The 23,446-nt window shown below is 71.7% G+C and carries 17 protein-coding genes; all 17 read right to left on the reverse strand.

Annotation, left to right across the window (positions count from 1 at the left end; translation table 11 throughout):
• Positions 1-4: 4 nt before the first annotated feature.
• On the reverse strand, positions 5-1,915 hold the full coding sequence (locus BJ975_RS06905; RefSeq protein ID WP_179424431.1) for an ABC transporter ATP-binding protein: 1,911 nt from the start codon (positions 1,913-1,915) through the stop codon (positions 5-7).
• Positions 1,912-3,645, reverse strand: a complete 1,734-nt coding sequence (locus BJ975_RS06910; RefSeq protein WP_179424432.1) for an ABC transporter ATP-binding protein — start codon at positions 3,643-3,645, stop codon at positions 1,912-1,914. Before BJ975_RS06910 ends, BJ975_RS06905 begins: the two co-directional genes overlap by 4 nt.
• Before the next feature lie 4 nt (positions 3,646-3,649).
• Positions 3,650-4,984: a GntP family permease gene (locus tag BJ975_RS06915; protein WP_179424433.1), complete on the reverse strand. Its 1,335-nt coding sequence runs from the start codon at positions 4,982-4,984 to the stop codon at positions 3,650-3,652.
• Positions 4,985-5,491 carry a gluconokinase gene (locus tag BJ975_RS06920; RefSeq protein ID WP_179424434.1) on the reverse strand — a complete coding sequence of 169 codons (507 nt, stop codon included), beginning with the start codon at positions 5,489-5,491 and terminating at the stop codon, positions 4,985-4,987.
• A gap of 37 nt (positions 5,492-5,528) precedes the next feature.
• Positions 5,529-7,109, reverse strand: coding sequence for a signal recognition particle protein (gene ffh, locus BJ975_RS06925; RefSeq protein ID WP_179424435.1), 1,581 nt, complete (start codon positions 7,107-7,109; stop codon positions 5,529-5,531).
• 26 nt (positions 7,110-7,135) lie between these two features.
• A complete protein-coding gene (locus BJ975_RS06930) occupies positions 7,136-9,445 on the reverse strand; it encodes a [protein-PII] uridylyltransferase (protein ID WP_179424436.1) in 2,310 nt (769 codons plus the stop codon).
• Positions 9,379-9,717, reverse strand: a complete 339-nt coding sequence (locus tag BJ975_RS06935; RefSeq protein WP_179424437.1) for a P-II family nitrogen regulator — start codon at positions 9,715-9,717, stop codon at positions 9,379-9,381. Before BJ975_RS06935 ends, BJ975_RS06930 begins: the two co-directional genes overlap by 67 nt.
• Before the next feature lie 19 nt (positions 9,718-9,736).
• Complete coding sequence (locus BJ975_RS06940) at positions 9,737-10,996, reverse strand: ammonium transporter (protein ID WP_179424438.1); 1,260 nt, start codon at positions 10,994-10,996, stop codon at positions 9,737-9,739.
• Positions 10,997-11,102: 106 nt separating this feature from the next.
• Positions 11,103-12,260 carry a signal recognition particle-docking protein FtsY gene (gene ftsY, locus BJ975_RS06945; protein ID WP_179424439.1) on the reverse strand — a complete coding sequence of 386 codons (1,158 nt, stop codon included), beginning with the start codon at positions 12,258-12,260 and terminating at the stop codon, positions 11,103-11,105.
• The gene (cydC, locus tag BJ975_RS06950; RefSeq protein WP_179424440.1) at positions 12,257-13,858 is read right to left on the reverse strand and encodes a thiol reductant ABC exporter subunit CydC; all 1,602 of its coding nucleotides are present in this window, start codon (positions 13,856-13,858) and stop codon (positions 12,257-12,259) included. The genes ftsY and cydC overlap by 4 nt, the downstream gene beginning before the upstream one ends.
• Positions 13,855-15,450, reverse strand: coding sequence for a thiol reductant ABC exporter subunit CydD (gene cydD, locus BJ975_RS06955; protein WP_179424441.1), 1,596 nt, complete (start codon positions 15,448-15,450; stop codon positions 13,855-13,857). The genes cydC and cydD overlap by 4 nt, the downstream gene beginning before the upstream one ends.
• A complete protein-coding gene (gene cydB / locus BJ975_RS06960; RefSeq protein WP_179424442.1) occupies positions 15,447-16,442 on the reverse strand; it encodes a cytochrome d ubiquinol oxidase subunit II in 996 nt (331 codons plus the stop codon). The genes cydD and cydB overlap by 4 nt, the downstream gene beginning before the upstream one ends.
• A gap of 11 nt (positions 16,443-16,453) precedes the next feature.
• Complete coding sequence (locus tag BJ975_RS06965; protein WP_179424443.1) at positions 16,454-17,884, reverse strand: cytochrome ubiquinol oxidase subunit I; 1,431 nt, start codon at positions 17,882-17,884, stop codon at positions 16,454-16,456.
• Between the two features lie 82 nt (positions 17,885-17,966).
• Positions 17,967-18,392: an acyl-CoA thioesterase gene (locus BJ975_RS06970; RefSeq protein ID WP_179424444.1), complete on the reverse strand. Its 426-nt coding sequence runs from the start codon at positions 18,390-18,392 to the stop codon at positions 17,967-17,969.
• Positions 18,389-21,943: a chromosome segregation protein SMC gene (smc, locus tag BJ975_RS06975; protein WP_179424445.1), complete on the reverse strand. Its 3,555-nt coding sequence runs from the start codon at positions 21,941-21,943 to the stop codon at positions 18,389-18,391. The genes BJ975_RS06970 and smc overlap by 4 nt, the downstream gene beginning before the upstream one ends.
• A 55-nt stretch (positions 21,944-21,998) precedes the next feature.
• Positions 21,999-22,199 (reverse strand): hypothetical protein, encoded by a 201-nt coding sequence (locus BJ975_RS06980; RefSeq protein WP_179424446.1) that lies wholly within the window; start codon positions 22,197-22,199, stop codon positions 21,999-22,001.
• Between the two features lie 86 nt (positions 22,200-22,285).
• Positions 22,286-23,434 (reverse strand): N-acetylglucosamine-6-phosphate deacetylase, encoded by a 1,149-nt coding sequence (nagA, locus tag BJ975_RS06985; RefSeq protein ID WP_179424447.1) that lies wholly within the window; start codon positions 23,432-23,434, stop codon positions 22,286-22,288.
• Between the last annotated feature and the right edge of the window lie 12 nt (positions 23,435-23,446).

Raw genomic sequence — 23,446 nt, forward strand, 5'->3', positions numbered from 1 at the left:
CAGCCTATCGGGGCGGTGTCTGCGCCGTGGAGGCGAACTGCGCGGCGTACAGCCGCTGGTACGCGCCCTCCGCCGCGATGAGCTCGTCGTGCGTGCCCTGCTCGACGATCCGACCCTGTTCCATGACGACGATCAGGTCCGCGTCGCGGATCGTGGAGAGCCGGTGCGCGACCACGAAGCTGGTGCGTCCGGAGCGCAGGTCGTTCATCGCCGACTGCACGAGGGCCTCGGTGCGGGTGTCCACCGAGCTGGTCGCCTCGTCGAGCACGAGGATCGCCGGATCGGCCAGGAACGCCCGCGCGATCGTGAGCAGCTGGCGCTGTCCGGCGCTCACTCCCCCGCCGTCGTCGGTGATCACGGTGTCGTAGCCGTCGGGCAGCGTGCGCACGAAGTGGTCCACCGAGGCCGCCTGCGCCGCCGCGAGGATCTGCTCCTCCGTCGGGTCGTCGGCGCCGTACGCGATGTTCTCCCGGATCGTGCCCGAGAACAGCCACGTGTCCTGCAGGACGACGCCGAAGTCGTCTCGGAGCTCGCGCCGGCTCATGTCCGCGATGTCGACGCCGTCGAGCGTGATGCGCCCGCCGTCGACCTCGTAGAAGCGCAGCACGAGGTTCGTCAGCGTGGTCTTGCCCGCGCCGGTGGGTCCGACGATCGCGACGGTCTGTCCGGGCTCGGCCACGAGCGAGAGGTCCTCGATGAGCGGCTCGTCGGTGTACGAGAAGTCCACGTGGTCGAAGACGACGCGGCCGCGCAGCGGATCGGGCTCGGGCGCGTCGACGCGATCGGGACGCTCGCGCTCCTCGTCGAGGAACGCGAACACGCGCTCGGCCGACGCCATGCCCGACTGCAGCAGGTTCACCATCGCGGCGACCTGCGTGAGCGGCTGCGTGAACTGGCGCGAGTACTGGATGAACGCCTGCACCGAGCCGAGCGACAGCGATCCGTTGGCGACCCGCAGGCCGCCCACCACGGCGACCAGGACGTAGTTGAGGTTCGAGACGAACATCATGAGCGGCTGGATCACGCCGGAGATGAACTGCGCCCGGAACGACGCCCCGAACAGCTCGTCGTTCGTGGCCGCGAACTCCTCCTCGGCCACCTTCTGGCGGCCGAACACCTTGACGACCTCGTGGCCGGTGAAGGACTCCTCGACGATCGCGTTGAGGCGGCCGGTCTGCGTCCACTGCGCCACGAACTGCGGCTGCGAGCGCTTCATGACGGCGCCGGTGATCGCGATCGCGACGGGGATCGTCACCAGGGCGATGATCGTCAGCAGCGGCGAGATCCAGAACATCATCGCGAGCGTGCCGATCACCATGAGGATGCTGGTGATCATCTGGCTGAGCGTCTGCTGCAGCGACTGCGCGAGGTTGTCGAGGTCGTTCGTGGTGCGCGACATGATCTCGCCGCGCTCCTGCCGGTCGAGGTGCGCGAGCGGCAGGTGGTTGAGCTGGTCCTCCACGTCGTTGCGCAGGTCGGCGACCATCCGCTGCACCACGGTGGTGGCGAGGACGCCCTGGAGCCACATGAACAGCGACGACACGACGTAGACCACGGTGACGATCGCCAGGATCGTGCCGAGGCGGCCCATGTCGATGCCCTCGCCGGGCCTCAGGTCGATGGCGGAGACGAGCTCGGCCAGCTGGTCCTGCCCGTCCGCGCGCAGCGAGGCGACGGCCTCGGCCTTCGTCATCCCTTCGGGGAACTGGCTGGAGAGGAAGCCGTCGAAGATCACGTCGGTGGCGTGGCCGAGGACCTTCGGGCCGATCACCGACAGTGTCACGCCGATGAGGCCGAACGCCGCCAGCGCGAACACCATCGTGCGGTCGCGCAGCAGACGGCGGAACACGCGGCCGAACGTGGCCTTGAACTCGGTCGCCCGCGCTGGCTTCTGCGGCGCTCCGTGCCAGCTCATCGGGCCTCCTCCGGCGACAGCTGCGACAGGACGATCTCGCGGTAGACCTCGCAGGTCTCCATGAGCTGCTCGTGCGTGCCCGTGCCGACCGCCCGGCCCTCGTCGAGGACGAGGATCCGCTCGGCGTCGCGGATCGTGCTGATCCGCTGGGCCACGATCACCACGGCGGCGTCGGCGGTGACGGGCTTGAGCGCCGCACGCAGGGCCGCGTCGGTGGCGTAGTCCAGTGCGGAGAACGAGTCGTCGAACAGGTAGATGCGCGGGCGCTTCACGATCGCGCGGGCGATCGCGAGGCGCTGGCGCTGGCCGCCGGAGAAGTTCGAGCCGCCCTGGCTGACGGGCGACCCGAGACCCTCGGGCATGGCACGGACGAAGTCCTCCGCCTGGGCGATGCGCAGGGCGTCCCAGAGCTCCTCGTCGGTGGCGTCGGCGCGCCCGAAGCGCAGGTTGTCGGCGATCGTGCCGGTGAACAGCAGCGCCTTCTGCGGGACGAGGCCGATCGCGCTCCAGACGTCGGCCGGTCGCACGTCGCGGACGTCGAGGCCGTCGACCAGAACACGCCCCTTCGTCACGTCGAAGAGCCGCGCGACGAGACCGAGCAGCGTGGTCTTGCCGCTGCCCGTCGAGCCCACGATCGCCGTGGTCTCACCAGGGCGCGCCACGAGCGACACGTCGGAGATGACCGAGCTCTCGGCACCCGGGTAGGCGAACGAGGCGCCGTCGACGTCGACACGCCCCTGCGTGAGCTCGACCGACGGCACCTCCGGGTCGAGGTCGACCGCCGGCTCGGTCCGCAGCACCTCGGTGAGGCGCTCGGCCGAGACCTCCGACCGCGGCCACAGCATGAACATGAAGGTGGCCATCATGACCGCCATCAGCGTCTGGATCAGGTACTGCTGGAACGCGGTCAGCTGCCCGATCTGCAGCTCGCCCGCGCCGATGCGCGAGGCGCCCCACCACAGCGCGAGGACGACCGAGAGGTTCATGATCCCCATCAGGAGCGGGAAGAAGATCGTCATCAGGCGACCCGCGCCGACGGCGACCTGGCGGTTCAGCTCGTTGGCGTGGGCGAAGCGCGCGGCCTCCTGATCCTCGCGCACGAACGCACGGACGACGCGCACCCCGGTGATCTGCTCGCGCATGATCTGGTTCAGGGTGTCGATGCGCTCCTGCATGAGCCGGAACAGGGGCCGCATGCGCGCGATGATCAGGCCCAGCGAGATCACGAGGACCGGCAGCACGATCAGGAAGACGCCCGACAGCTGCACGTCCTCGCGCAGCGCCATGACGAGGCCGCCGATGCCGGTGATCGGCGCGGCGACCATCATCGTCAGGCCCATGAACAGCAGCAGCTGGACCTGCTGGACGTCGTTGGTGTTGCGGGTGATCAGCGTGGGCGGCCCGAACGAGGCCATCTCGCGGCTGCCGAACGACTGGACCTTGCCGAACACCGCGGCACGCAGGTCGCGGCCCACGGCCATCGCTACGCGCGACCCGACGTAGACGGCGACGACGTTGCACACGACCTGGAGCACCGTCACCGCGAGCATGAGCCCGCCGACGCGCCAGATGTGGCCGATGTCGCCCTGGGCGACGCCCTCGTCGATGATGTCGGCGTTGAGTCCGGGCAGGTACAGGGTGGCCAGGGTCTGGACCAGCTGGAAGAGGCACACCACCAGGACCGGGACCCGGTAGGGCCGCAGGTGGTGGCGCAGGAGCGCGATCAGCACCCGATCAGACTACGAGTCCCAGCAAGAGCACGAACACCAGACCGGACACGGACAGCACGGTCTCCATGAGCGACCAGGTCTTGATGGTCTGGCCGACCGTCATGCCGAAGTACTCCTTGACCAGCCAGAAGCCCGCGTCGTTCACGTGGCTGAAGAACACCGAGCCCGCGCCGATCGCGAGCACGAGCAGCGAGACCTCGGGGGTGCTGAGGCCCTCGGCGAGCGGCGCCATGATGCCCGAGGCCGTGACGGTGGCGACCGTCGCCGACCCCGTCGCCAGGCGGATCAGCACGGCCACGAGCCACGCCACCACCAGCACGGAGAAGTCCGTGTCCTCGACCCAGCCCGCCACGACGTCGGCGATGCCGGTGTCGATGAGGGTCTGCTTGAAGCCGCCGCCGGCGCCGACGATGAACACGATGCCCGCGATCGGACCGAGCGAGGCGCCGAGGCTGTCCATGATCTTCTGCCACTCCATGCCGCCCGCCCGGCCGAAGGTGAACAGCGCCACCAGCACCGAGATCAGCAGGGCGACGAGCGGCGTGCCGATGAAGTCGAGCGTCGACCGCATGATCCCCTCGGCCTCGATGATGTCGGCGACCGTCTTGGCCAGCATCAGCACGACCGGCAGCAGGACCGTGGCGAGCGTCAGCGCGAACGACGGACGCTTCTCGTGGGTCACGGTCTCGTCGGTGGAGAAGAGGTCGGGCGCCGGGATGTCGACCCAGCGCGTGGCGACCTTCGCGAACATCGGGCCGGCGACGATGATCGTGGGGATCGCGACCAGGACGCCGAGACCGAGGGTGAGGCCGAGGTCCGCGTCCAGCGCGTCCACGGCGACGAGCGGGCCGGGGTGCGGGGGCACGAACCCGTGCATCGCCGACAGGCCGGCCAGGGCCGGGATGCCGAGCGCGATCAGCGACTTCCCCGACCGGCGCGACACCAGGAAGATCACCGGCATCAGCAGCACGAGGCCGATCTCGAAGAACATCGGCAGGCCGATGAGCGCGCCGATGCCGGCCATCGCCCAGGGCAGCATCCGGTCGGACGACTTCCCGATGATCGTGTCGACGATCTGGTCCGCTCCCCCGGAGTCCGCGAGCAGCTTGCCGAACATCGCACCGAGGGCGATCAGCATGCCGACGCCGGCCACGGTGTCGCCGACGCCCGTGCTGAAGCTCTCCAGCACGTCGGCCATCGGCATTCCGGCCATGGCGCCGACCGCGAGCGAGCCGAGGGTCAGGCTCAGGAACGGGTGCAGCTTGGCCACCGTGATCAGCACGACGATGACCGCGATGCCGATGAGGGCCGCGAGGATCAGCTGGGTCGAGTCGGACATTCAGGCATCCTCCTGGGTGCGCAGCCAGAGCAGGAACGCCGCCGCGATCCGCTCGGGCGTCTCGGTGACGTCGAAGACGACGCCGTTCTCATCGGCCTCGAGCGGCTCGAGGGTGGCCTCCTGCGACTCCAGCAGCGAGGTCGGCATGAAGTGGTCGCGTCCCTCCATGCGGGACAGGATCAGCGCATGGTCGCCCACGAGGTGCAGGAACACCGTGCGCGGGGCGTGCTTCGTGAGGACGCCGCGATAGACGCGACGCAGCGCGGAGCAGCTGATCACGCCGCCGGCCTCGTCGTGCTCGGCGAGCCAGCCGCCGATCAGCTCGAGCCAGGGCCAGCGGTCCTCGTCGGTGAGCGCCTGACCGGCCGACATCTTCTCGATGTTGGCCTTCGGGTGGTAGTCGTCGCCGTCGGCGTAGGGGACGTCGGCGCGGTCGGCCACCGCGTGACCCACCGCGGACTTGCCGACCCCCGAGATCCCCATGACCACGACCAGCGGTGGACTCATGGCCCACACGCTACGCCCGGCGCGGGCGCCCGTCGCGTCAGAGCAGGTCGCGTAGCTCCTTGGGCAGCTCGAAGTCGTCGGCCGCGGCGTTCTGGTCGAACCCGAACGCGCCGGCACCGGCGGGCTTCGCGGGCTCGGCCTTCGCGGCCGCCGCGCGCTTGGCCGGGTTGCCCGACACGCGCTTGCCCTTCTTCTTGTTGGCCTGCTTCGGCTGCTTGGCGCCGGCGCGCTTGCCGGCTCCCATGCCGGGCATCCCGGGCATGCCGCCCATCCCCGGCATGCCGCCGCCCTTCGCCATCCGCTGCATCATCTTGGCGGCCTCGAAGAAGCGGGTGACGAGCTGGTTGACGTCGCTGACCTGCGTGCCCGAGCCACGAGCGATGCGGGCGCGGCGCGAACCGTCGATGATCTTGGGGTTGTCGCGCTCGGCAGGCGTCATCGAGCGGATGATCGCCTTGATCTTGTCGATGTCCTTCTCGTCGAAGTTCGCGAGCTGGTCCTTGAACTGGCCCATGCCCGGCAGCATCCCGAGCATCTTCGTCATCGACCCCATCTTCGACAGGGCCTCCATCTGCTGGAGGAAGTCGCCCAGGGTGAACGAGCCGCCGGCGACCTTCTCGGCCGCCTGCGCGGCCTGGTCGGCGTCGAAGACCTTCTCGGCCTGCTCGATGAGCGTCATGACGTCGCCCATGTCGAGGATGCGCGAGGCCATGCGGTCGGGGTGGAAGACGTCGAACTCGTCGAGCTTCTCGCCCGTGGAGGCGAACATGATCGGGCGGCCCGTGACCGAGCGCACCGAGAGCGCGGCACCGCCGCGGGCGTCGCCGTCGAGCTTGGACAGCACGACGCCGGTGAAGTCGACGCCCTCGAGGAAGGCCTCGGCGGTGCCGACGGCGTCCTGACCGATCATCGCGTCGATGACGAACAGCACCTCGTCGGGCTGCGTGGCCTCGCGGATGTCGCGTGCCTGCTTCATCAGCTCGGCGTCGATCGCGAGGCGGCCGGCGGTGTCGATCACGACGACGTCGTGCAGCGAGCGCTTCGCCTCGGCGACGGCGTCGCGGGCGACCTGGACCGGGTCGCCGATGCTCTGGGTGCCCGACTGGGTCTGGGCGGCGCCGACGTTGCCGGCCTCGGGGGCGAAGACCGTGACGCCGGCCTGCTCGCCGACGACCTTCAGCTGCGTGACGGCGTTCGGGCGCTGGAGGTCGGCCGCGACCAGCATCGGCGAGTGACCCTGGGCCTTGAGCCAGCGACCCAGCTTGCCCGCGAGGGTGGTCTTGCCCGCGCCCTGGAGGCCGGCCAGCATGATGACGGTCGGCGGGTTCTTCGCGAACCGGATGCGACGCGTCTCGCCGCCGAGGATGCGGACGAGCTCGTCGTTGACGATCTTGATGACCTGCTGCGCCGGGTTGAGCGCCTGGCTCACCTCGGCGCCGCGGGCGCGCTCCTTGACGTTGGCGATGAACTCGCGGACGACGGGCACGGCGACGTCGGCGTCGAGCAGGGCGACGCGGATCTCACGCGCGACGGCGTCGATGTCGGCGTCGGACAGCTTGCCCTTGCCGCGGAGTCCCTTGAATGCCGACTGGAGCCGGTCCTGCAGCGAATCGAACATAGGTCCCCAGAGTAGCCGAGCACCCGTCAGGCGAGAGCGTCGCTCACCGCAGTCCGCAGGACCTGTGCCGCATCGTCGTCCAGGGCGGCGCCGTCGTCGTCCGTCACGTAGAACACGTCGCGCGCCTCGTCGCCGTACGTGGACAGGTGGGCCGAGCGGATGTGGTGCCCCAGCGCGGAGATCGTGCGGCACACCGTCCACACCAGCCCGCGCCGGTCGAGCGTGCGGACCTGCAGCAGCGTGGCCGACTGCTCGTGCGTGTCCAGCACGGCGATCCGCGGCTCGTACTCGTCGCGCTCGAGCCGGTAGGCCAGCCGCTGGGCGAGGTCCTGCCGGCCCTGCAGCACCGGACGGATCCGCTCGGCCAGCGCGGTGGCGTCGATCGGCGCCCGCGTGACCTCCCAGAGGCTGGCGGCCACGTCGTCGGCCGTGATGCTGCGGCACGAGCGGATGTCGAGCCCGGCCACCGTGAGCGCGCCGGCGAGGTCGGCCAGGACGCCCTGCCGGTCGGGCACGACGATCGTGACGAGCGAGCCGTCGTGGTGCGCGGTCGCGGTGAGCCGCAGGTCGGCGTCCGGCACCGTGAGGTCGGGCAGCGGCACGTGGGCCGGCCAGCCTGCGTAGTCGTCCGAGGGCGGCGGGGTCGTGCCGCGCAGCCGCGCGCGCACCTTGCCCGCCAGCCCCTCGACGAGGCTGCGCCGCCAGTCGCTCCAGGCCGAGGCGCTCGTCGCGCGGGCGTCGCAGGCCGTGAGGGCGGACAGCAGGTCGAGCGCGTCCTCGTCCGGGACGAACTCGGCCACGTTGGTCACCGTGACGGGGTCCTCGATGTCGCGCCGCGTGGCGATCGTGGGCAGCAGCAGATGTCGTCGGACGAGCCAGCCGATGGTCTCGGCGTCGTGGTCGCCGAAGCCCCAGCGCCGCGCGACGGCCTCCGCCATCGGCTCCCCCACCTCGCTGTGGTCGCCGGGCGCGCCCTTGCCGATGTCGTGGAGCAGGCAGGCCACCGCCAGCACGTCGGGGCGGGCGACGTCGCGGTTGAGCTCGTCGGCGTTCACGACGGCCTCGAGGCTGTGCCGGTCGACCGTGAACCGATGGATCGGCGAGGAGGAGCCCCGCAGCCGGATGCCGGCCCACTCGGGGAAGAACGGGTCGACGAGCCCGGCGAAGTCCAGCTGGAGCCACACCGGCACGAGCCGGCGCCCCGCGGAGAGCAGGTCGATCAGCCAACGGTGCGTCGTGGCCGGGAGCGGACCCTCCGGCCAGCTGATCTCGCGCGCCATCCGGTCGAGCGAGGCCTGGTTGATCGGCAGGTTCCGGCGCGCGGCGGTGGCGGCGACGCGGAAGAGCAGCTCGGGGTCGGTCCGCGGTGTGGCGTCGGCCGTCAGGACGATCTCGCCGTCGAGGACACCGACACCGCTGACGATCCGCTCGATCACCGGGCCGCGGCTGCCGATCGAGCGGTACGGGTTGCGGTCGGTCTCGTCGAGGCGGCGCCACGCGCGCGCCGTGAGGTGGTCGAGCCGGCGCCCCACGTCGCGCACGTGCACGTCGAGGTCGGTCGGCGACAGGTCGAGCCGCGCGGCGATGTCGGGCACCAGCTCGGGCACGAGCTTGTCCGTGCGCTTCCCGGCGACCTCGTGCAGGAGGTCACGCACGTCGAGCAGGTCGGCGGTCAGCTGGGCGACCTCGCGGGCGGGGACGTCGACGAGCCACGTCGCGGCGATCGCCCGCAGCAGGACGGCGTCGCGCAGCCCTCCCCCGGAGGCCTTCAGGTCGGGCACCGCCTCGTAGGCCAGCTGGCCCGAGCGCTCGAGGCGCGCGTCGCGGTCCGTGCGCACGGCCGCCAGCTGGCGCCGGGCGTCCCGCCGCCAGCCCGCCATCACGGTGGAGCGCATCGCCACCACCGCGGCGGCGTCACCGGCCACGCAGCGTGCGTCGACGACGCCGATCGCGACGCGGTGGTCCGCCGCGGCCAGCCGCTCCATCTCGTCGAGCGACCTCACCGCGGGGTCGAGCGGGACGTTCGCCTCCCACAGCCGGCCCCAGAGGTCGGCCGCGCGGGCGTCGACGTCGGCCGGGTCGAGGTGGTCGGAGTGGACCAGGACCACGTCGACGTCGCTGTGCGGCGACAGCTGCGAGCGGCCGTAGCCGCCGATGGCCGCCAGGGCCAGGCCGGTCTCGACGTCCCCGGCCACCGCGGCGAACGAGTCGCGCAGCAGCCGGTCCGTCTCCTCCGCCCGGCCCCGGCGAGCCCGGTCGAGCTCCTCGTTCAGAGCGCCGCTTCGTCCGTCTCGCCGGTGCGGACCCGGACGACCGACTCGACCGGGACGACCCACACCTTGCCGTCGCCGATCTTGCCCGTCTGGGCAGCCGACGTGATCGTGGCGACGACGCCCTCGACGTCGGCATCGTCCACGACGACCTCGAGGCGGATCTTCGGCACGAGCGAGACGTCGTACTCGGCGCCTCGGTAGACCTCGGTGTGGCCCTTCTGCTGGCCGTAGCCGCTGGCCTCCGTCACGGTCATCCCGGCCACGCCGGAGGCGGCGAGCGCCTCGCGGACCTCTTCCCACTTGTGCGGCTTGATCACCGCGGTCACGAGCTTCATACGATCATTCTCTCCGTTCTCAGAAGCTGGATCCGGTGGACCCGGCGATGTCGTAGGCGGACTCTCCGTGCTCGGCGAAGTCGATGCCGGTCGTGGCCTCGTCCTCGTCGTCCACACGCCACCCGATCGTGTGCTTGATGGCCAGCGCGATGAGCGTGGTGAAGACCGTGGTCCACACGACGGCGATCACGACGGCCATGGTCTGGTCGACCAGCGAGCCGAGCCCGCCGCCGTAGAGGAGGCCGTCGATGCCGCCCGGGGCGTCGGAGGTGCTGAGCAGGCCGATCAGCAGCGTGCCCACGAGACCGCCGACGAGGTGGACGCCGACCACGTCGAGCGAGTCGTCGAGGCCCCAGCGGAACTTCAGGCCCACCGCCCAGGCACACAGGGCACCGGAGATCGCGCCGATGGCGATGGCACCGACGATGCTGACCGCGCCGGCGGCCGGCGTGATCGCGACGAGGCCGGCGACGATGCCCGAGGCCGCGCCGAGCGAGGTGGCCTTGCCGTGCAGCAGACGCTCCACCGCGAGCCAGGCCAGGATCGCGGCCATCGTGGCGACGGTGGTGTTCATGAAGGTCACGCCCGTCTCGGACATGAACTGCGCCGTGTCCTTGGCGCCGCCGTCGCCCTCGGTGAAGACGATCGAGCCGACGTTGAAGCCGTACCAGCCGAACCAGAGCAGCGCCGCGCCCATCATCGTGAGGGGCAGGTTGTGCGGGCGCATCTGCTCACGCGGCCAGCCGATCCGCTTGCCGATGATCAGCGCGAGGATGCCGCCCGCGATGCCCGCGTTGATGTGCACGACCGTTCCGCCGGCGTAGTCCTGCGCCGGGAAGTGCTCGTGGATGAAGCCGCCGCCCCACACCATGTGGGCGATCGGGAAGTACGAGAACGTCACCCACAGCGGCAGGAAGACCAGCCAGGCCGAGAACTTCACGCGGTCGGCGATCGCGCCGGAGATGAGCGCCGCGGTGATGATCGCGAAGGTCATCTGGAACGCGACGGCGATGTATCCGTCCCAGGCGACGCCGTCGAGGCCGAACAGCTCGAAGGGGCTGGCGAAGAAGCCGCCCACGCTCTTCGAGCCGAAGGACATCGACCAGCCCCACAGGACGTAGACGAGTCCCACGACGGCCGCGGCCGCGTAGGACATCATCATCATGTTGAGGACCGAGCGGGCTCGGGTCATGCCGCCGTAGAACAGGGCGAGCGCGGGCACGGTCATGAAGAGCACCATGGCCGTGGCCATGAGCATCCAGGCGTAGTAACCATCCATGGCCCTCACTGTGGCCGTCGACGGTTTCGCGGAGCCGCCCGCGACATGTCATCTTCGTTTCGACATCCCGCGTCGTGTTACACGCAGGTTTCGCGGGGTGCGGACCTCAGTCGAGGAGCGCGTCGACGAAGTCCGCGGGCTCGAACGGCGCGAGGTCGTCGGGACCCTCGCCGAGGCCGACGAACTTCACGGGCACGCCGAGCTCGCGCTGCACGGCGATGACGATGCCGCCCTTCGCGGTGCCGTCGAGCTTCGTCAGGACGATGCCGGTGACGTCGACGACCTCGCCGAAGACGCGAGCCTGCGTGAGGCCGTTCTGGCCGGTGGTGGCGTCGATGACGAGCAGCACCTCGGTGACGGGGGCCTGCTTCTCCACGACGCGCTTGACCTTGCCGAGCTCGTCCATGAGGCCGGACTTGGTGTGCAGGCGGCCGGCGGTGTCGACGAGGACCACGTCCGCCCCGGTCGTGATGCCCTCCTTCACCGCCTCGAAGCCCACGCTGGCGGGATCGGCGCCCTCGTCACCACGGACGATCGGCACGCCCACGCGGGCGCCCCACGTCTCGAGCTGGTCGGCGGCGGCGGCGCGGAACGTGTCGGCGGCGCCGAGCAGGACGGTGCGGTCCTCGGCGACGAGCACGCGGGCGAGGCGGCCGACCGTGGTGGTCTTGCCGGTGCCGTTGACGCCCACGACGAGCACGACGCCGGGCACGCCGTCGTCACCCGTGCTGCGCAGCGTGCGGTCGAGCGAGGGCCCGACGAGGCCGAGCAGCTCCTCGCGGAGCACCTGCTTGGCGCGCTCGGGGTCCTTGACGCCCTCGGCGGCCAGGCGGGCACGCAGGTTCGTGACCAGCTCGGTGGTGGGACCCACGCCGACGTCGGCCGCCAGCAGGGTGTCCTCGATCTCCTCCCACTGGTCCTCGGTGAGGTCGCCGCCGCCCAGCAGGGACAGCAGGCCGCGGCCCAGGCTCGACTGCGAGCGCGAGAGGCGCGAGCGCAGCCGCGACAGACGCCCGCGCGGCGCCTCGGGACGCTCGATCGTGGGAGCCGGCGGCTCCTCCTCGAGGACGCCGGCCTCGAGCTCCTCGACCTCGTCGAGGTCGACCTCGCGCAGCTCGGGGTGCTCGATCTCGCGCTCGGTCAGCTCGTCCATCACGTCCGGCGGCGGGAGCTCCCGGCGCTGGTTCGCGATGAGGTACGCCAGGCCGCCACCGAGGACGACGACGGCGACGGCGATCAGGACGACAAGGGTCGTGGTGGTCACGGGTCCACCCTAGACAAGCGGACGACGTCGTCGAACCGGGACAGCACGGCCGGGCTGTGCGAGATCACCACGAGGCTGCGTCCCCCGGGACCCGCGAGGGCCAGGACGTCGTCCATGAGCGCCGCGGCGGTGGGCGCGTCGAGGTGCTCGGTGGGCTCGTCGAGCACCAGCACCCGGTGGTCGGCCAGCAGCAGGCGCGCGAGGCACAGGCGCTGGCGCTCGCCGCCCGAGAGCCGGCCGCCGTGCTCACCCACCGGCGTGTCGAGGCCCTGGGGCATCGCGTCGACCGCCGTCAGCAGCCCGGCGGCGTCGAGCGCGGCACGCAGGCGCTGCTCGTCCGCGTCCGGGTCGGCGATCCGCAGGTTCTCGCGGATCGACGTGTCGAACACGGCGTCGTCCTGCCCGAGGTAGCCGATGCGCGAGCGCACGTCGGCCGCCGTGAGCTCGCTCGTGCCGACCCCGCCCAGCGTGATGGCGCCGTGCCAGGCAGGCAGCAGCCGCAGCAGGGCGTAGGCGAGCGTGGACTTGCCGACGCCGCTCGGTCCGGTGACCGCGATCGTGCCGCCCTCGTCGACCTTGAACGAGACGGGCCGGGTCACCGGTCCGTCCCAGCCCACCGTGACCTCGTCGACCACCAGCACGGACGACGTCGGGAGCGTTCGCGGCGAGCCCGGGTCCGTCACGGGCTGCGGGAGGTCGCCGAGCGCGGCGAGCCGGGCCGCGGCCGCGGTGACCTCGGGACGCAGCCGCTCGGCCTCGGACCAGCCGTCCCAGGGCTCGATCAGCGCGATCGGCGCCAGCAGGACGACGCCCACCAGCACGGGATCGACCCCGCCCGACCACGCCGCCAGGACGGCGACGGTGAGGCCGGCGACGGCGAGCACGACCGCCGAGCCCAGGCCGGCGACGCTCGCTCCGCCGGATTGGGCCGACTGCGCGTCGCGCGTCGCGGACGCTGCGGTCTCACGAGCCCGGTCCGCTGCGCCGAAGGCGACGAGCTCCCGGGCCGCGACCGCAGAGGCGGCGACCTCGGCCGATAGGCGGCCTTGGGCCTCGGAGCGGCCACTGCGTGACGCCCCGACCAGCGCGACGGCTCGTCCCAGGGCCAGCGCGCAGACCGCGACGCCGACGGCGATCACGAGTCCGGACCTCAGGTCGATGGCCGCCACGACCCCGACGACGACCGCCGTGGCGGCCAGACCGACCCACCACGGGATCCGCAGTCGCAGCAGCCGGTCCTGGAGCCGGGCGACATCGGCGACGACGCGGCTGACGAGGTCGCCTCGACGCAGGTCGCCGAGTCCGGCGGGAGCGACGCGGTCGAGATCGGTGTAGGTCGCCACCCGCTGCTCCACCGCGTCGGCGAGCGCGACGTCGTGCGTGGCGAGGCGCTCGACGTAGCGCAGCACCGAGCGCGAGATGCCGAAGAAGCGCACCGACACGATCGCGACCATGAGGTAGAGCACGGGAGGCTGCTCGGCGGCGCGGACGATGAGCCACGCCGAGGCGAGCAGCAGGCCCACGGCGGCCAGCTGCGCGGCCACGCCAGTGGCGAGGCCGAAGCCCAGGCGCGTGCGACGCGAGTACGTGCGGCTCATGCGGCCACCTCCACGACCCGGTCGGCCGCCGCCACGGTCTCGGGTCGGTGGGTCACCACGATGACGGTGGCCCCCGAGTCGCGCAGCGCCGCCAGGACGGTGGCCTCGTGCCGGGCGTCGAGGCCGGCCGTGGGCTCGTCGAGCAGGACCAGCCAGGCACCGGACCGCCGCGCCCGCAGCAGGGCGCGAGCCACCGCGACCCGGCGCCGCTCCCCCGCCGACAGGTCGGTCGTGCCCTCGCGGACGACGCGGTCGAGACCGAGGTCGAGTCCGGCGTCCAGCGCGGCCGACGCGATCTCCTCACGGGAGGCGCCGGGCTGGCCCAGCGCGACGTTGTCGGCGAGCGTCCCGGCGACGAGGTGCGGCGTCTGCGGCACCCACGCGACCGACTCGCGCCACGCGGTGACGTCGAGGTCGGCGAGCGGGGTGCCCCCGACCGACACCTCGCCGGCGTCGAGCCGCTCGAACCCGAGCAGCACGTCCAGCAGCGTGGACTTGCCGCCGCCGGAGCGTCCGACCACCGCGAGGAACTCCCCCGGCTCGACCGTCAGGTCGTCCACCGCGAGCGACGCGGCCGTGCGCCCGGGGTGGGTCAGCCGCGCGGCGCGGACGGCGATGGGCGCGGGACCGGCGGGCGGCGCCAGCGTGCCCTCGTGCCGCTCGTGGTCGAGCAGGTCGAGCAGCTCGGCCGTGGCGGTCGCGCCCTCGGTGCTGTCGTGGAACATCGTTCCCACGCGCCGGACCGGCAGGTACGCCTCGGGGGCCAACAGGAGCACGAACATCGCGTCGCGCAGCTCGAGGTGTCCCTCGACGACCCTCAGGCCCACGCTCACGGCCACGAGCGCCACCGAGATCGTCGCGATGAGCTCGAGCACCAGGGACGAGAGGAACGCGAGACGCAGCGCGCGCATCGTCTCGAGGCGGTGTCGGTCGCCGACCTCGCGGAGGCCGCGCTCCTGGCGGCGGCCGAAGACCTTCAGCACGACGAGCCCGTCGAGCACGTCGGTGAAGTGCCGGGCCAGCCGCTCCATCGCGGCCCAGCGACGCTCCACGCGGTCGCGGGTCAGCACGCCGACGAGCCACATGAACACGCCGATCAGCGGCAGCGTGACGACGATGATGACCGCCGAGAGCAGGTCGGTCCAGGCGATGACCGCGACGACCGCGGTGGGCACGATGACCGCGAGCGCGAGCTGGGGCAGGAACCTCCCGACGTAGCCGTCGAAGGCGTCCATGCCGGGGCCCAGCAGCGCGACGAGGCGACCGCTCTCGGGTCGCGCTCCGACGCGGCGGGGGTCCAGCAGGTCGTCGACGACCTCGGACCGGAGCTCGGCCTTCACGCGGATCGCGGCGCGCTCGCTCACGACGCCGTGGGCCCACGCGATCGCGGCCCGCAGGCCGAACGCCGCCACGATGACGAGCGGGAGCAGCAGCACCTCACGACCGTCGAAGCGACGGGACACGACCTCGGCGATGCACCACGAGACGCCGATGATGAGCACGGCGGTGAGCGCGCCCAGGGCCACCGACCACACCAGGTGGGTGCGGACGGTGGCCGAGCGGCGGACCAGCCGGGGGTCGAGAGGTCTCACGCCGGGATGTGCTGCACGCCGATGCGCTTGCGGAACACCCAGTACGACCACGACTGGTAGATCAGCACGATGGGCGTGAACGCCACCGCGACCCACGTCATGATCTTGAGGGTGTACGGCGTCGACGACGCGTTCTCGGTGGTGAGGCTGAACGCCGGGTCGAGCGTCGACGGCATGACGTCGGGGAACAGCGAGACGAACAGCATGATGACGACGCCCGCGATCGCGACGGCCGTGCCGACGAAGGCCCAGCCGTCCCGCTCGGCGTGACTCGCGGCCAGCGCCCCGAGGAACGCCACCGCGGCGACCGCGCCGATGATCCAGACGGCCGGGTCGCCGTCGCGCGCGGCCGTCCAGCCGATGAAGGCCACGGCGAGGAGCGCGGCGACGACGCCGACCCGCTGCGCGAACGCGTGGGCCCGCACCCGGATGTCGCCGACGGTCTTGAGCGCCACGAAGATCGCGCCGTGCGTCAGGAAGACCGCGGTGGTCATGACCCCGCCGAGCAGCGCGTACGGGTTCAGCAGGTTGAAGAAGCCGCCCACGTACTCGTGCGACTCGTTCAGCGGCACGCCGCGGGCGATGTTGGCGAACGCCACGCCCCACAGCAGTGCGGGGAGGAACGAGCCGACGATGATCGCCCAGTCCCAGCGGTCGCGCCAGGCCTGGTGCTCGCGTAGCCCGCGGTACTCGAACGCGACCCCGCGGATGATCAGCGCCACGAGGATGAGGAACAGCGGCAGGTAGAACCCGCTGAACAGCGTGGCGTACCACTCGGGGAAGGCGGCGAACAGCGCGCCGCCGCCGACGATGAGCCACACCTCGTTGCCGTCCCACACGGGACCGATCGTGTTGACGAGGACGCGGCGCTCCTTCTCGTCCTTGGCCAGCAGGCCGACGAGCATGCCGACCCCGAAGTCGAAGCCCTCCAGGACGAAGTACCCGACGAACAGGAAGGCGATCAGGATGAACCAGACGGTGGTGAGTTCCATGGCGGGTCTCCTCAGTACGCGAACGCCAGCGGGCGGTCGGAGTCGTCGTCGTGCCGGGGCGGGTTCGCGTCGGGCAGGCCCTTGCCGATGTAGCGCAGCAGCAGCTTGACCTCCACCACGGCCAGTGCGCCGTACAGCAGCGTGAAGCCGATCATCGAGGTCCAGACCTGCGCGGCGGACACCGACGGCGAGACGCCGGCCTCGGTCGGCATCAGGCCGAACACGACCCAGGGCTGGCGGCCCATCTCGGTGAAGATCCAGCCGAACGAGTTGGCGAACAGCGGCAGCAGGGGCAGCACGATCGCGGTCGCCAGCAGCCAGCGGGTGGAGCGGGCACCCTGCCGGGGCAGCCGGCCCTTGCGCAGGGTCCACAGGATCCAGGCGCTCGCGGCCATCGCGGCGAAGCCCAGGCCCATCATGAGGCGGAAGCTCCAGTACGTGACCGGGATGTTCGGCGAGAAGTCGGTGAGGCCGGAGTCGGCGTAGGTCTCGGCGTACTCGGCGTTGAGCGAGTTGATGCCGCGCACCTCGCCGTCGAAGCTGCCGGTGGCCAGCTGGGACAGCAGGCACGGCACCTCGAGGCTCCACAGCGGCTTCGAGCCGTCGAGGGTGCCGATCGTGAAGACCGAGAACGGCGCGCACTCGTCGGCGTCCTCGTAGAGCGCCTCGGCGGCGGCCATCTTCATCGGCTGGACCTCGGTCATGACCTTGCCCTGGATGTCGCCCGTGATGACGACCCCGATGCCGGCGATCAGCAGCGTGATGGCGCCGAGCCGCGCGGCGCCGCGGAAGGCGTCGGCGTCACGCTCGGGCCGGCGGATCAGGTGCCACATCGCCACGGCCGCCACGAAGCCGCCGCCGACCATGAACGCGGCGAACAGGGTGTGCGGCACGGTGATCAGCGCGACCTTGTTCGTCAGCACCGCCATGAAGTCGGTCAGCTCGGCCCGTCCGCGCTCGGCGTTCATCGTGTAGCCGACCGGGTTCTGCATGAACGAGTTCGCGGCCAGGATGAAGTAGGCCGAGAGCGCCGTCCCGATCGCAGCGATCCAGATCGTCATGAGGTGCAGGCCGGGCTTGAGCCGGTCCCAGCCGAAGATCCACAGGCCCAGGAACGTCGACTCGAGGAAGAACGCGAGCAGACCCTCGATGGCCAGTGGGGCGCCGAAGATGTCGCCGACGAAGCGGCTGTAGCTGCTCCAGTTCATGCCGAACTGGAACTCCTGCACGATGCCGGTGACGATCCCCATCGCGAAGTTGATGAGGAAGAGCTTGCCGAACAGGCGGGTCAGCCGGAGCCACTGCTCGTTCCCGGTCCGCCACCACACGGTCTGCATGATCGCCACGAGGAACGCCAGGCTGATCGTCATCGGGACGAACAGGAAGTGGTAGACGGTCGTGATGCCGAACTGCCACCGGGCGAGGTCGAGTGCTGTGTCCACACGGGTCCTTCCGACGTCAGGTCACTCCGTTGTGACCTGCCTGCCCGTGATGCTAGGAGCCCAGAGGGTCAGCGATCGCGGTTCAGACAGCGCTTGTGACAGTTGTCACAAGCGGCTCGAGCACCGTCCGGATCTCGTCGGGCACCGGGGTGACCGTGCGGTCCTCCCCCGTCACGTAGACGTGCACGAAGCGGCCGATCGCGGCGGGCTCGGGGTCCTCGCCCTGGTACAGGCCGATCTCGTAGACGACGCTCGAGGTGCCCAGCCTCGTCACCGCCAGACGCGCCTCGACGTCGAGCGGGAATCGCAGCTCGCGCTTGAACTGGCACGAGGTCTCCGCGACGATCCCGTACGCCGGCAGCCGCCGGATGTCGACCCCGGTCTCGCGGATGAGGTAGCCGTTCACGGCGGTGTCGAAGTACGAGTAGTACTTCACGTTGTTGACGTGGCCGTAGACGTCCTCGTCCTCCCACCGCGTGGTGATCGTGTAGGTGCCGGGGCGGCTCATGCGGACTCCTCCTCGCGCAGGCGCTGGCTGATGACGGCCGAGACGCCGTCGCCGCGCATCGTGACGCCGTAGAGGGCGTCGCAGACCTCCATCGTGCGCTTCTGGTGGGTGATGACGATGAGCTGCGAGTTGGCGCGCAGCTCCTCGTAGATCTCGAGCAGGCGCCCGAGGTTGGTGTCGTCGAGCGCGGCCTCGACCTCGTCGAGGATGTAGAACGGGCTGGGTCGCGCCTTGAACAGCGACACCAGGAACGCGACGGCCACGAGCGAGCGCTCGCCGCCCGACAGCAGCGACAGTCGCTTGACCTTCTTGCCGGGTGGGCGCGCCTCGACGTCGATGCCGGTGGAGAGCATGTCGGACGGGTCGGTGAGCACGAGGCGCCCCTCGCCGCCGGGGAACAGCCGTGAGAACACGTCGTTGAACTCGCGCTCGACGTCGGTCCAGGCCTCGGTGAACACCTGCTCGACCTTCGCGTCGACCTCCTGGACGATCTCGAGCAGGTCCTCGCGTGTCTTCCTCAGGTCGTCGAGCTGCTCGGAGAGGAACTGGTGGCGCTCCTCCAGCGCGGAGAACTCCTCCAGCGCCAGCGGGTTCACCTTGCCCAACATCGCGAGCTCGCGCTCGGCGGTCTTGAGGCGCTTGGACTGCTCGGCGCGGTCGAACGGGATGGGCTCGATCTCGCCGGACTCGTCGGCTTGTCCCTCGACGCCGATCGGCAGCACCATCTGGTCGGGGCCGTACTCGGCGACCAGGGTGTCGGGCTCGATGCCGAGCTCCTCGAGCGCACGCTCCTGCAGGCTCTCGAGGCGCAGTCGCAGCTGGGCGCGCGCCATCTCGTCCTTGTGCACGGAGTCGGTGAGGCCCTCGAGGTCGGACGACAGTCCGCGGACCGTGGAGCGGGCCTCCTTGAGGCGCTGGTCGCGGTCGGCGCGGGAGTGCTCGATCTCGACGCGGGTGCGCGTGGCCTCGGCGTACGACTCCTCGAGGCGCTGCAGCGTGGTCTCGGCGGCACGCAGCACCGCCGTGGCGGTCTCGGCCTCGCGGCGGCGACGCTCGGCGCGCAGGCGGGCGCGCTCGCGGGCCTCGCGCTCGGCCTCGGCGGCCTCGAGCAGGGACTGGACCTGGGCACCCAGCGCCTTCGCGCGCTCCTCGGCGGTGCGCAGCGCCAGGCGCGCGTCGGTCTCGGCGCGGCGGGCGCCCGAGGCGGCCTCGGCGAGGCGCTCCATCTCGGTGGTGTCGGGCTCGACGTCCGGGGCCTCCTCGGCCGCGGTCAGTCGCTCCTCGAGCTCGGAGAGGCCGGCGACGTCGCGGTCGCGGGCCTCCTCGGCGGCCACGATCGAGGCCTGGAGGCGCTCGGCCTCGGCGGCGGCCGACCGGCTGGTGGTGCCCAGCTGGGCCAGCTTCTCGGCGACGGCGGACATCGAGGCGTCGGACTCGTGCAAGCGCGCCAGCGCGGCGTCCACCCGGTCCTGCGCGGCCTCCGCCGCGGTCTTGGCCTTCTCGGACTCGAAGCGCAGGGTCTCCAGCTCGCGACCGGTGCGCTCGATCGTCTCGGTGGCCTCGTCGATCGCGGCGGTGACCTCGATCAGGCTGGGCGCCGAGCTGGACCCGCCTTCGGCGAAGTGGGCACCGACGCGGTCGCCGTCGGCGGTGACGGCAGTGACGTCGGGCAGTGAGGCGACGAGCTGCTTCGCCGCGGCGAGGCCGTCGACGACCGCGACCTTGTGCAGCAGCCGGCGCAGCGAGCCGCGCAGCTCGGCCGGCGCCTCGACGAGCGACTCGGCGTAGACCGCGCCGTCGGGCAGCGCGGGCCAGTCGTCGGTGGAGACGTCGCCCGAGCCCAGCAGCAGGCCGGCACGGCCGAGGTCCTCCTCACGCAGCAGGTGCAGGGCGTCGATCGCGGAGTCGACCCGGTCGACGGCGACGGCCTCGGAGGCCGAGCCGAGGGCGGCGCCGACGGCGGCCTCGTGACCGCCGCGCACCGTGATGAGCGCCGCGACGGAGCCCAGCAGGCCGTTGAGGCGGTCGGACGCGGCCAGCAGGGCGCCCGAGCCGTCCTTGCGGTTGAGGCCCAGCTCGAGGGCCTCCTTGCGCGCCGTGGCGGTGGCCACGCGGCGCTCGAGCTCGTCGCGCTTCGTGGTGAGCTCGGCGACGGCGGCCTCGGCCACCGACAGCGTCTCCTCGGCGGCCTCGAGCTCCTCGTCGAGCCCGGACTCGCCGGCGCTCAGCCCGGCGATCGTGCTCTCGAGCGCACTGAACTCGCGCTGCGACTCGTCCGCGCGCTGGCGGGCCTCGGCCTGGGCGGCGGTGAGGCGCCCGATCTCCTCGTCGGCGGCAGCGGCACGGCTCTTGAGCCCGTTGACCTGGCCGTGCAGTCGGGCGAGGCCCTCGCGACGGTCGGCGGCGGCGCGCAGCAGGCCGGCGATGCGGCGCTCCTCGGTGGAGTACGCCTCCTCGGCCTCGCCGCGACCGGCGATCGTGGCTCGCAGCGCCTCAGCGGACGTGGCGACGTCGGCCTCCAGCTCGACGAGCCGCTCCTGGGCGCGACGGGCGTCGGCCTCGAGCTCCTCAGGATCGCGGCCGTCGACCCGGTCCGAGGAGTCGTCGGCGGCCAGGCGGATGCGGTCGCGGGCGACGTTCGCGGTGCCGTGGAACCGCTCACGCAGGCTGCCGAGGGCGTAGACGGTCTCCTGCGCACGGGTGAGCAGCGGGGCGTCGGCGGCGAGCGCCTGCTCGAGCTCGGCCTCGACGGTGCGGGCGTCGGCGAGCGCCTTCTCGACCTCCTCGCGACGGGCGCGCAGCGCGTTCTCGTCGGCGAGCTCGGTCTCGATCGTGGTGCGCGCCGCGACGATGTCGTCGGCCAGCAGGCGGGCCCGGGCGTCGCGCACGGTGGCCTGGATGCCGGCGGCGCGACGCGCGACCTCGGCCTGGCGGCCGAGTGGCTTGAGCTGGCGGCGCAGCTCGGTGAGCACGTCGTTGAGGCGCGTGAGGTTGTCCTGCGTGGCGTCGAGCTTGCGGAGCGCCTTCTCCTTGCGCTTGCGGTGCTTGAGGACGCCCGCGGCCTCCTCGACGAAGCCGCGGCGCTCTTCGGGCGTGGCCCGCAGCACCGAGTCGAGCTGGCCCTGACCGACGATCACGTGCATCTCGCGGCCGATGCCGGAGTCGCTCAGCAGCTCCTGGACGTCGAGCAGGCGGCACGTGTTGCCGTTGATCGCGTACTCGGACCCGCCGCTGCGGAACATCGTGCGGCTGATCGTGACCTCGGCGTACTCGATCGGCAGCGCGCCGTCGGAGTTGTCGATCGTGAGGACGACCTCGGCGCGGCCCAGGGGCGCGCGGCCGGCGGTGCCGGCGAAGATGACGTCCTCCATCTTGCCGCCACGCAGCGTCTTGGCGCCCTGCTCGCCCATGACCCACGAGAGGGCGTCGACGACATTGGACTTGCCGGAGCCGTTGGGGCCGACCACTGCGGTGATGCCCGGCTCGAGCGCCAGCGTCGTCGACGAGGCGAAGGACTTGAATCCCCGCAGCGTGAGGGTCTTCAGATACACGCGGCCAGCCTAGTGCCTGCGATGGCGGCCACCGCAGGGGAAACGCCGCTGGGGGTCAGCGAGCAGCGGACTCGAGCAGCTCGGCGAGGTCACCGTCGTGGACGGTCTCGGCGAGCCGGGCGAGGAGGCCGTCGTTCTCGGCCTTCATCCGCAGCACCTCGTTCTCGAGGTCGCTGATCCGGCGGCGCAGGACCGCGACCTCGTGAGCGTGCTCAGGGGACGGGCCACCGACGTAGCCGTACAGCGCTTTGGCCATGTTCATCCTTGTTCAGGAGAGGTGGGATTCGACGGGCAGCGCGGGCGCTGCGCGTCTACCAGTGTCCCACCGGAGCAGTCCTTCGGTCAACCGGCACGTCGTCCGTCCACCCACGCGGCGGTGACCCGGAGCTCGAGGGGGTCCAGGACCACGAGGTCGGCGGGCGTCCCGGGCGCGAGGGTGCCCAGCTCGGGCGCTCCGAGGGCATGGGCGGGCACCGTGCTGGCGGCGCGGATCGCCGTGGCGACATCGACCCCGGCGTGCCGGACGACGTTCGCGATGCAGGTGTCCAGGCGCACGGCGGCCCCGGCGATCGTGCCGTCGTCGCGACGCGCGGGCTGCCCCTCGTCGATCACGACGCGCGCGCCGCCGAGCTCGTACCGGCCGGGTGGCATGCCGAAGGTGGAGAGGTCGTCCGTGACGAGCATGACCCGGTCGCCCGCGCTGGCGAACGCGACCTGCAGGGCGATCGGGTCGACGTGGTGCAGGTCGGCGATCAGTCCGGGCGTCAGTCGTGGGTCGGTCAGCGCCACGCCGACGACCCCACCGTCGCGGTGCCGCAGGCCGCGCTGGGCGTTGTAGAGGTGGGTCACGAGGGTGGCGCCGGCGTCGACCGCGCGGGTGGCGGTGACGTCGTCGGCGTCGCTGTGCCCGATGCTGACGCGGACTCCCGCCGCGACGAGCCGCTGGATCGCCTCGATCGCTCCCACACGCTCCGGCGCGAGGGTGACGTAGCCGAGGTCCGCTCCCCCAGCCGCCAGCAGCGCGTCGATGCGCTCGGCGGTGGGATCGACGAGGAAGGACTCGTCGTGCGCTCCCTTGCACGCGGCGGCGATGAACGGCCCCTCGACGTGGGCGCCGAGCAGCCGGGTCGCACCGGGACGGCCGGCCAGGCGTGCGCGCTGGCGGCGATACCCGCGCAGCTGCTCCGCGAGGTCCTCGACCGGGGCCGTGATGAACGTCGGGGCGATCGCCGTGACGCCCGTGGCCGCGAGCTCGTCGACGATTCGCTCCCACTCCTCGTCGGTGGCGACCGCGAAGTCCGCCCCGTAGGCGCCATTGATCTGCGCGTCGATCAGGCCCGGGGCCAGGATGCCGTCGTGGTGCTCGTCGGGGTCACGCGGCGGGGCGCCCGTGCCGGACGCCGTGATCAGGCCGTCCTCGACCTCGACCCAGCCGGGCTCGAGGTCCACGTCGACGTCGACGACCGCCGCGGCGCTGATGAGGTGTCCCACGAGACGGGACCG

The organism is Aeromicrobium tamlense, from assembly GCF_013408555.1.
Lineage (GTDB): Bacteria > Actinomycetota > Actinomycetes > Propionibacteriales > Nocardioidaceae > Aeromicrobium > Aeromicrobium tamlense.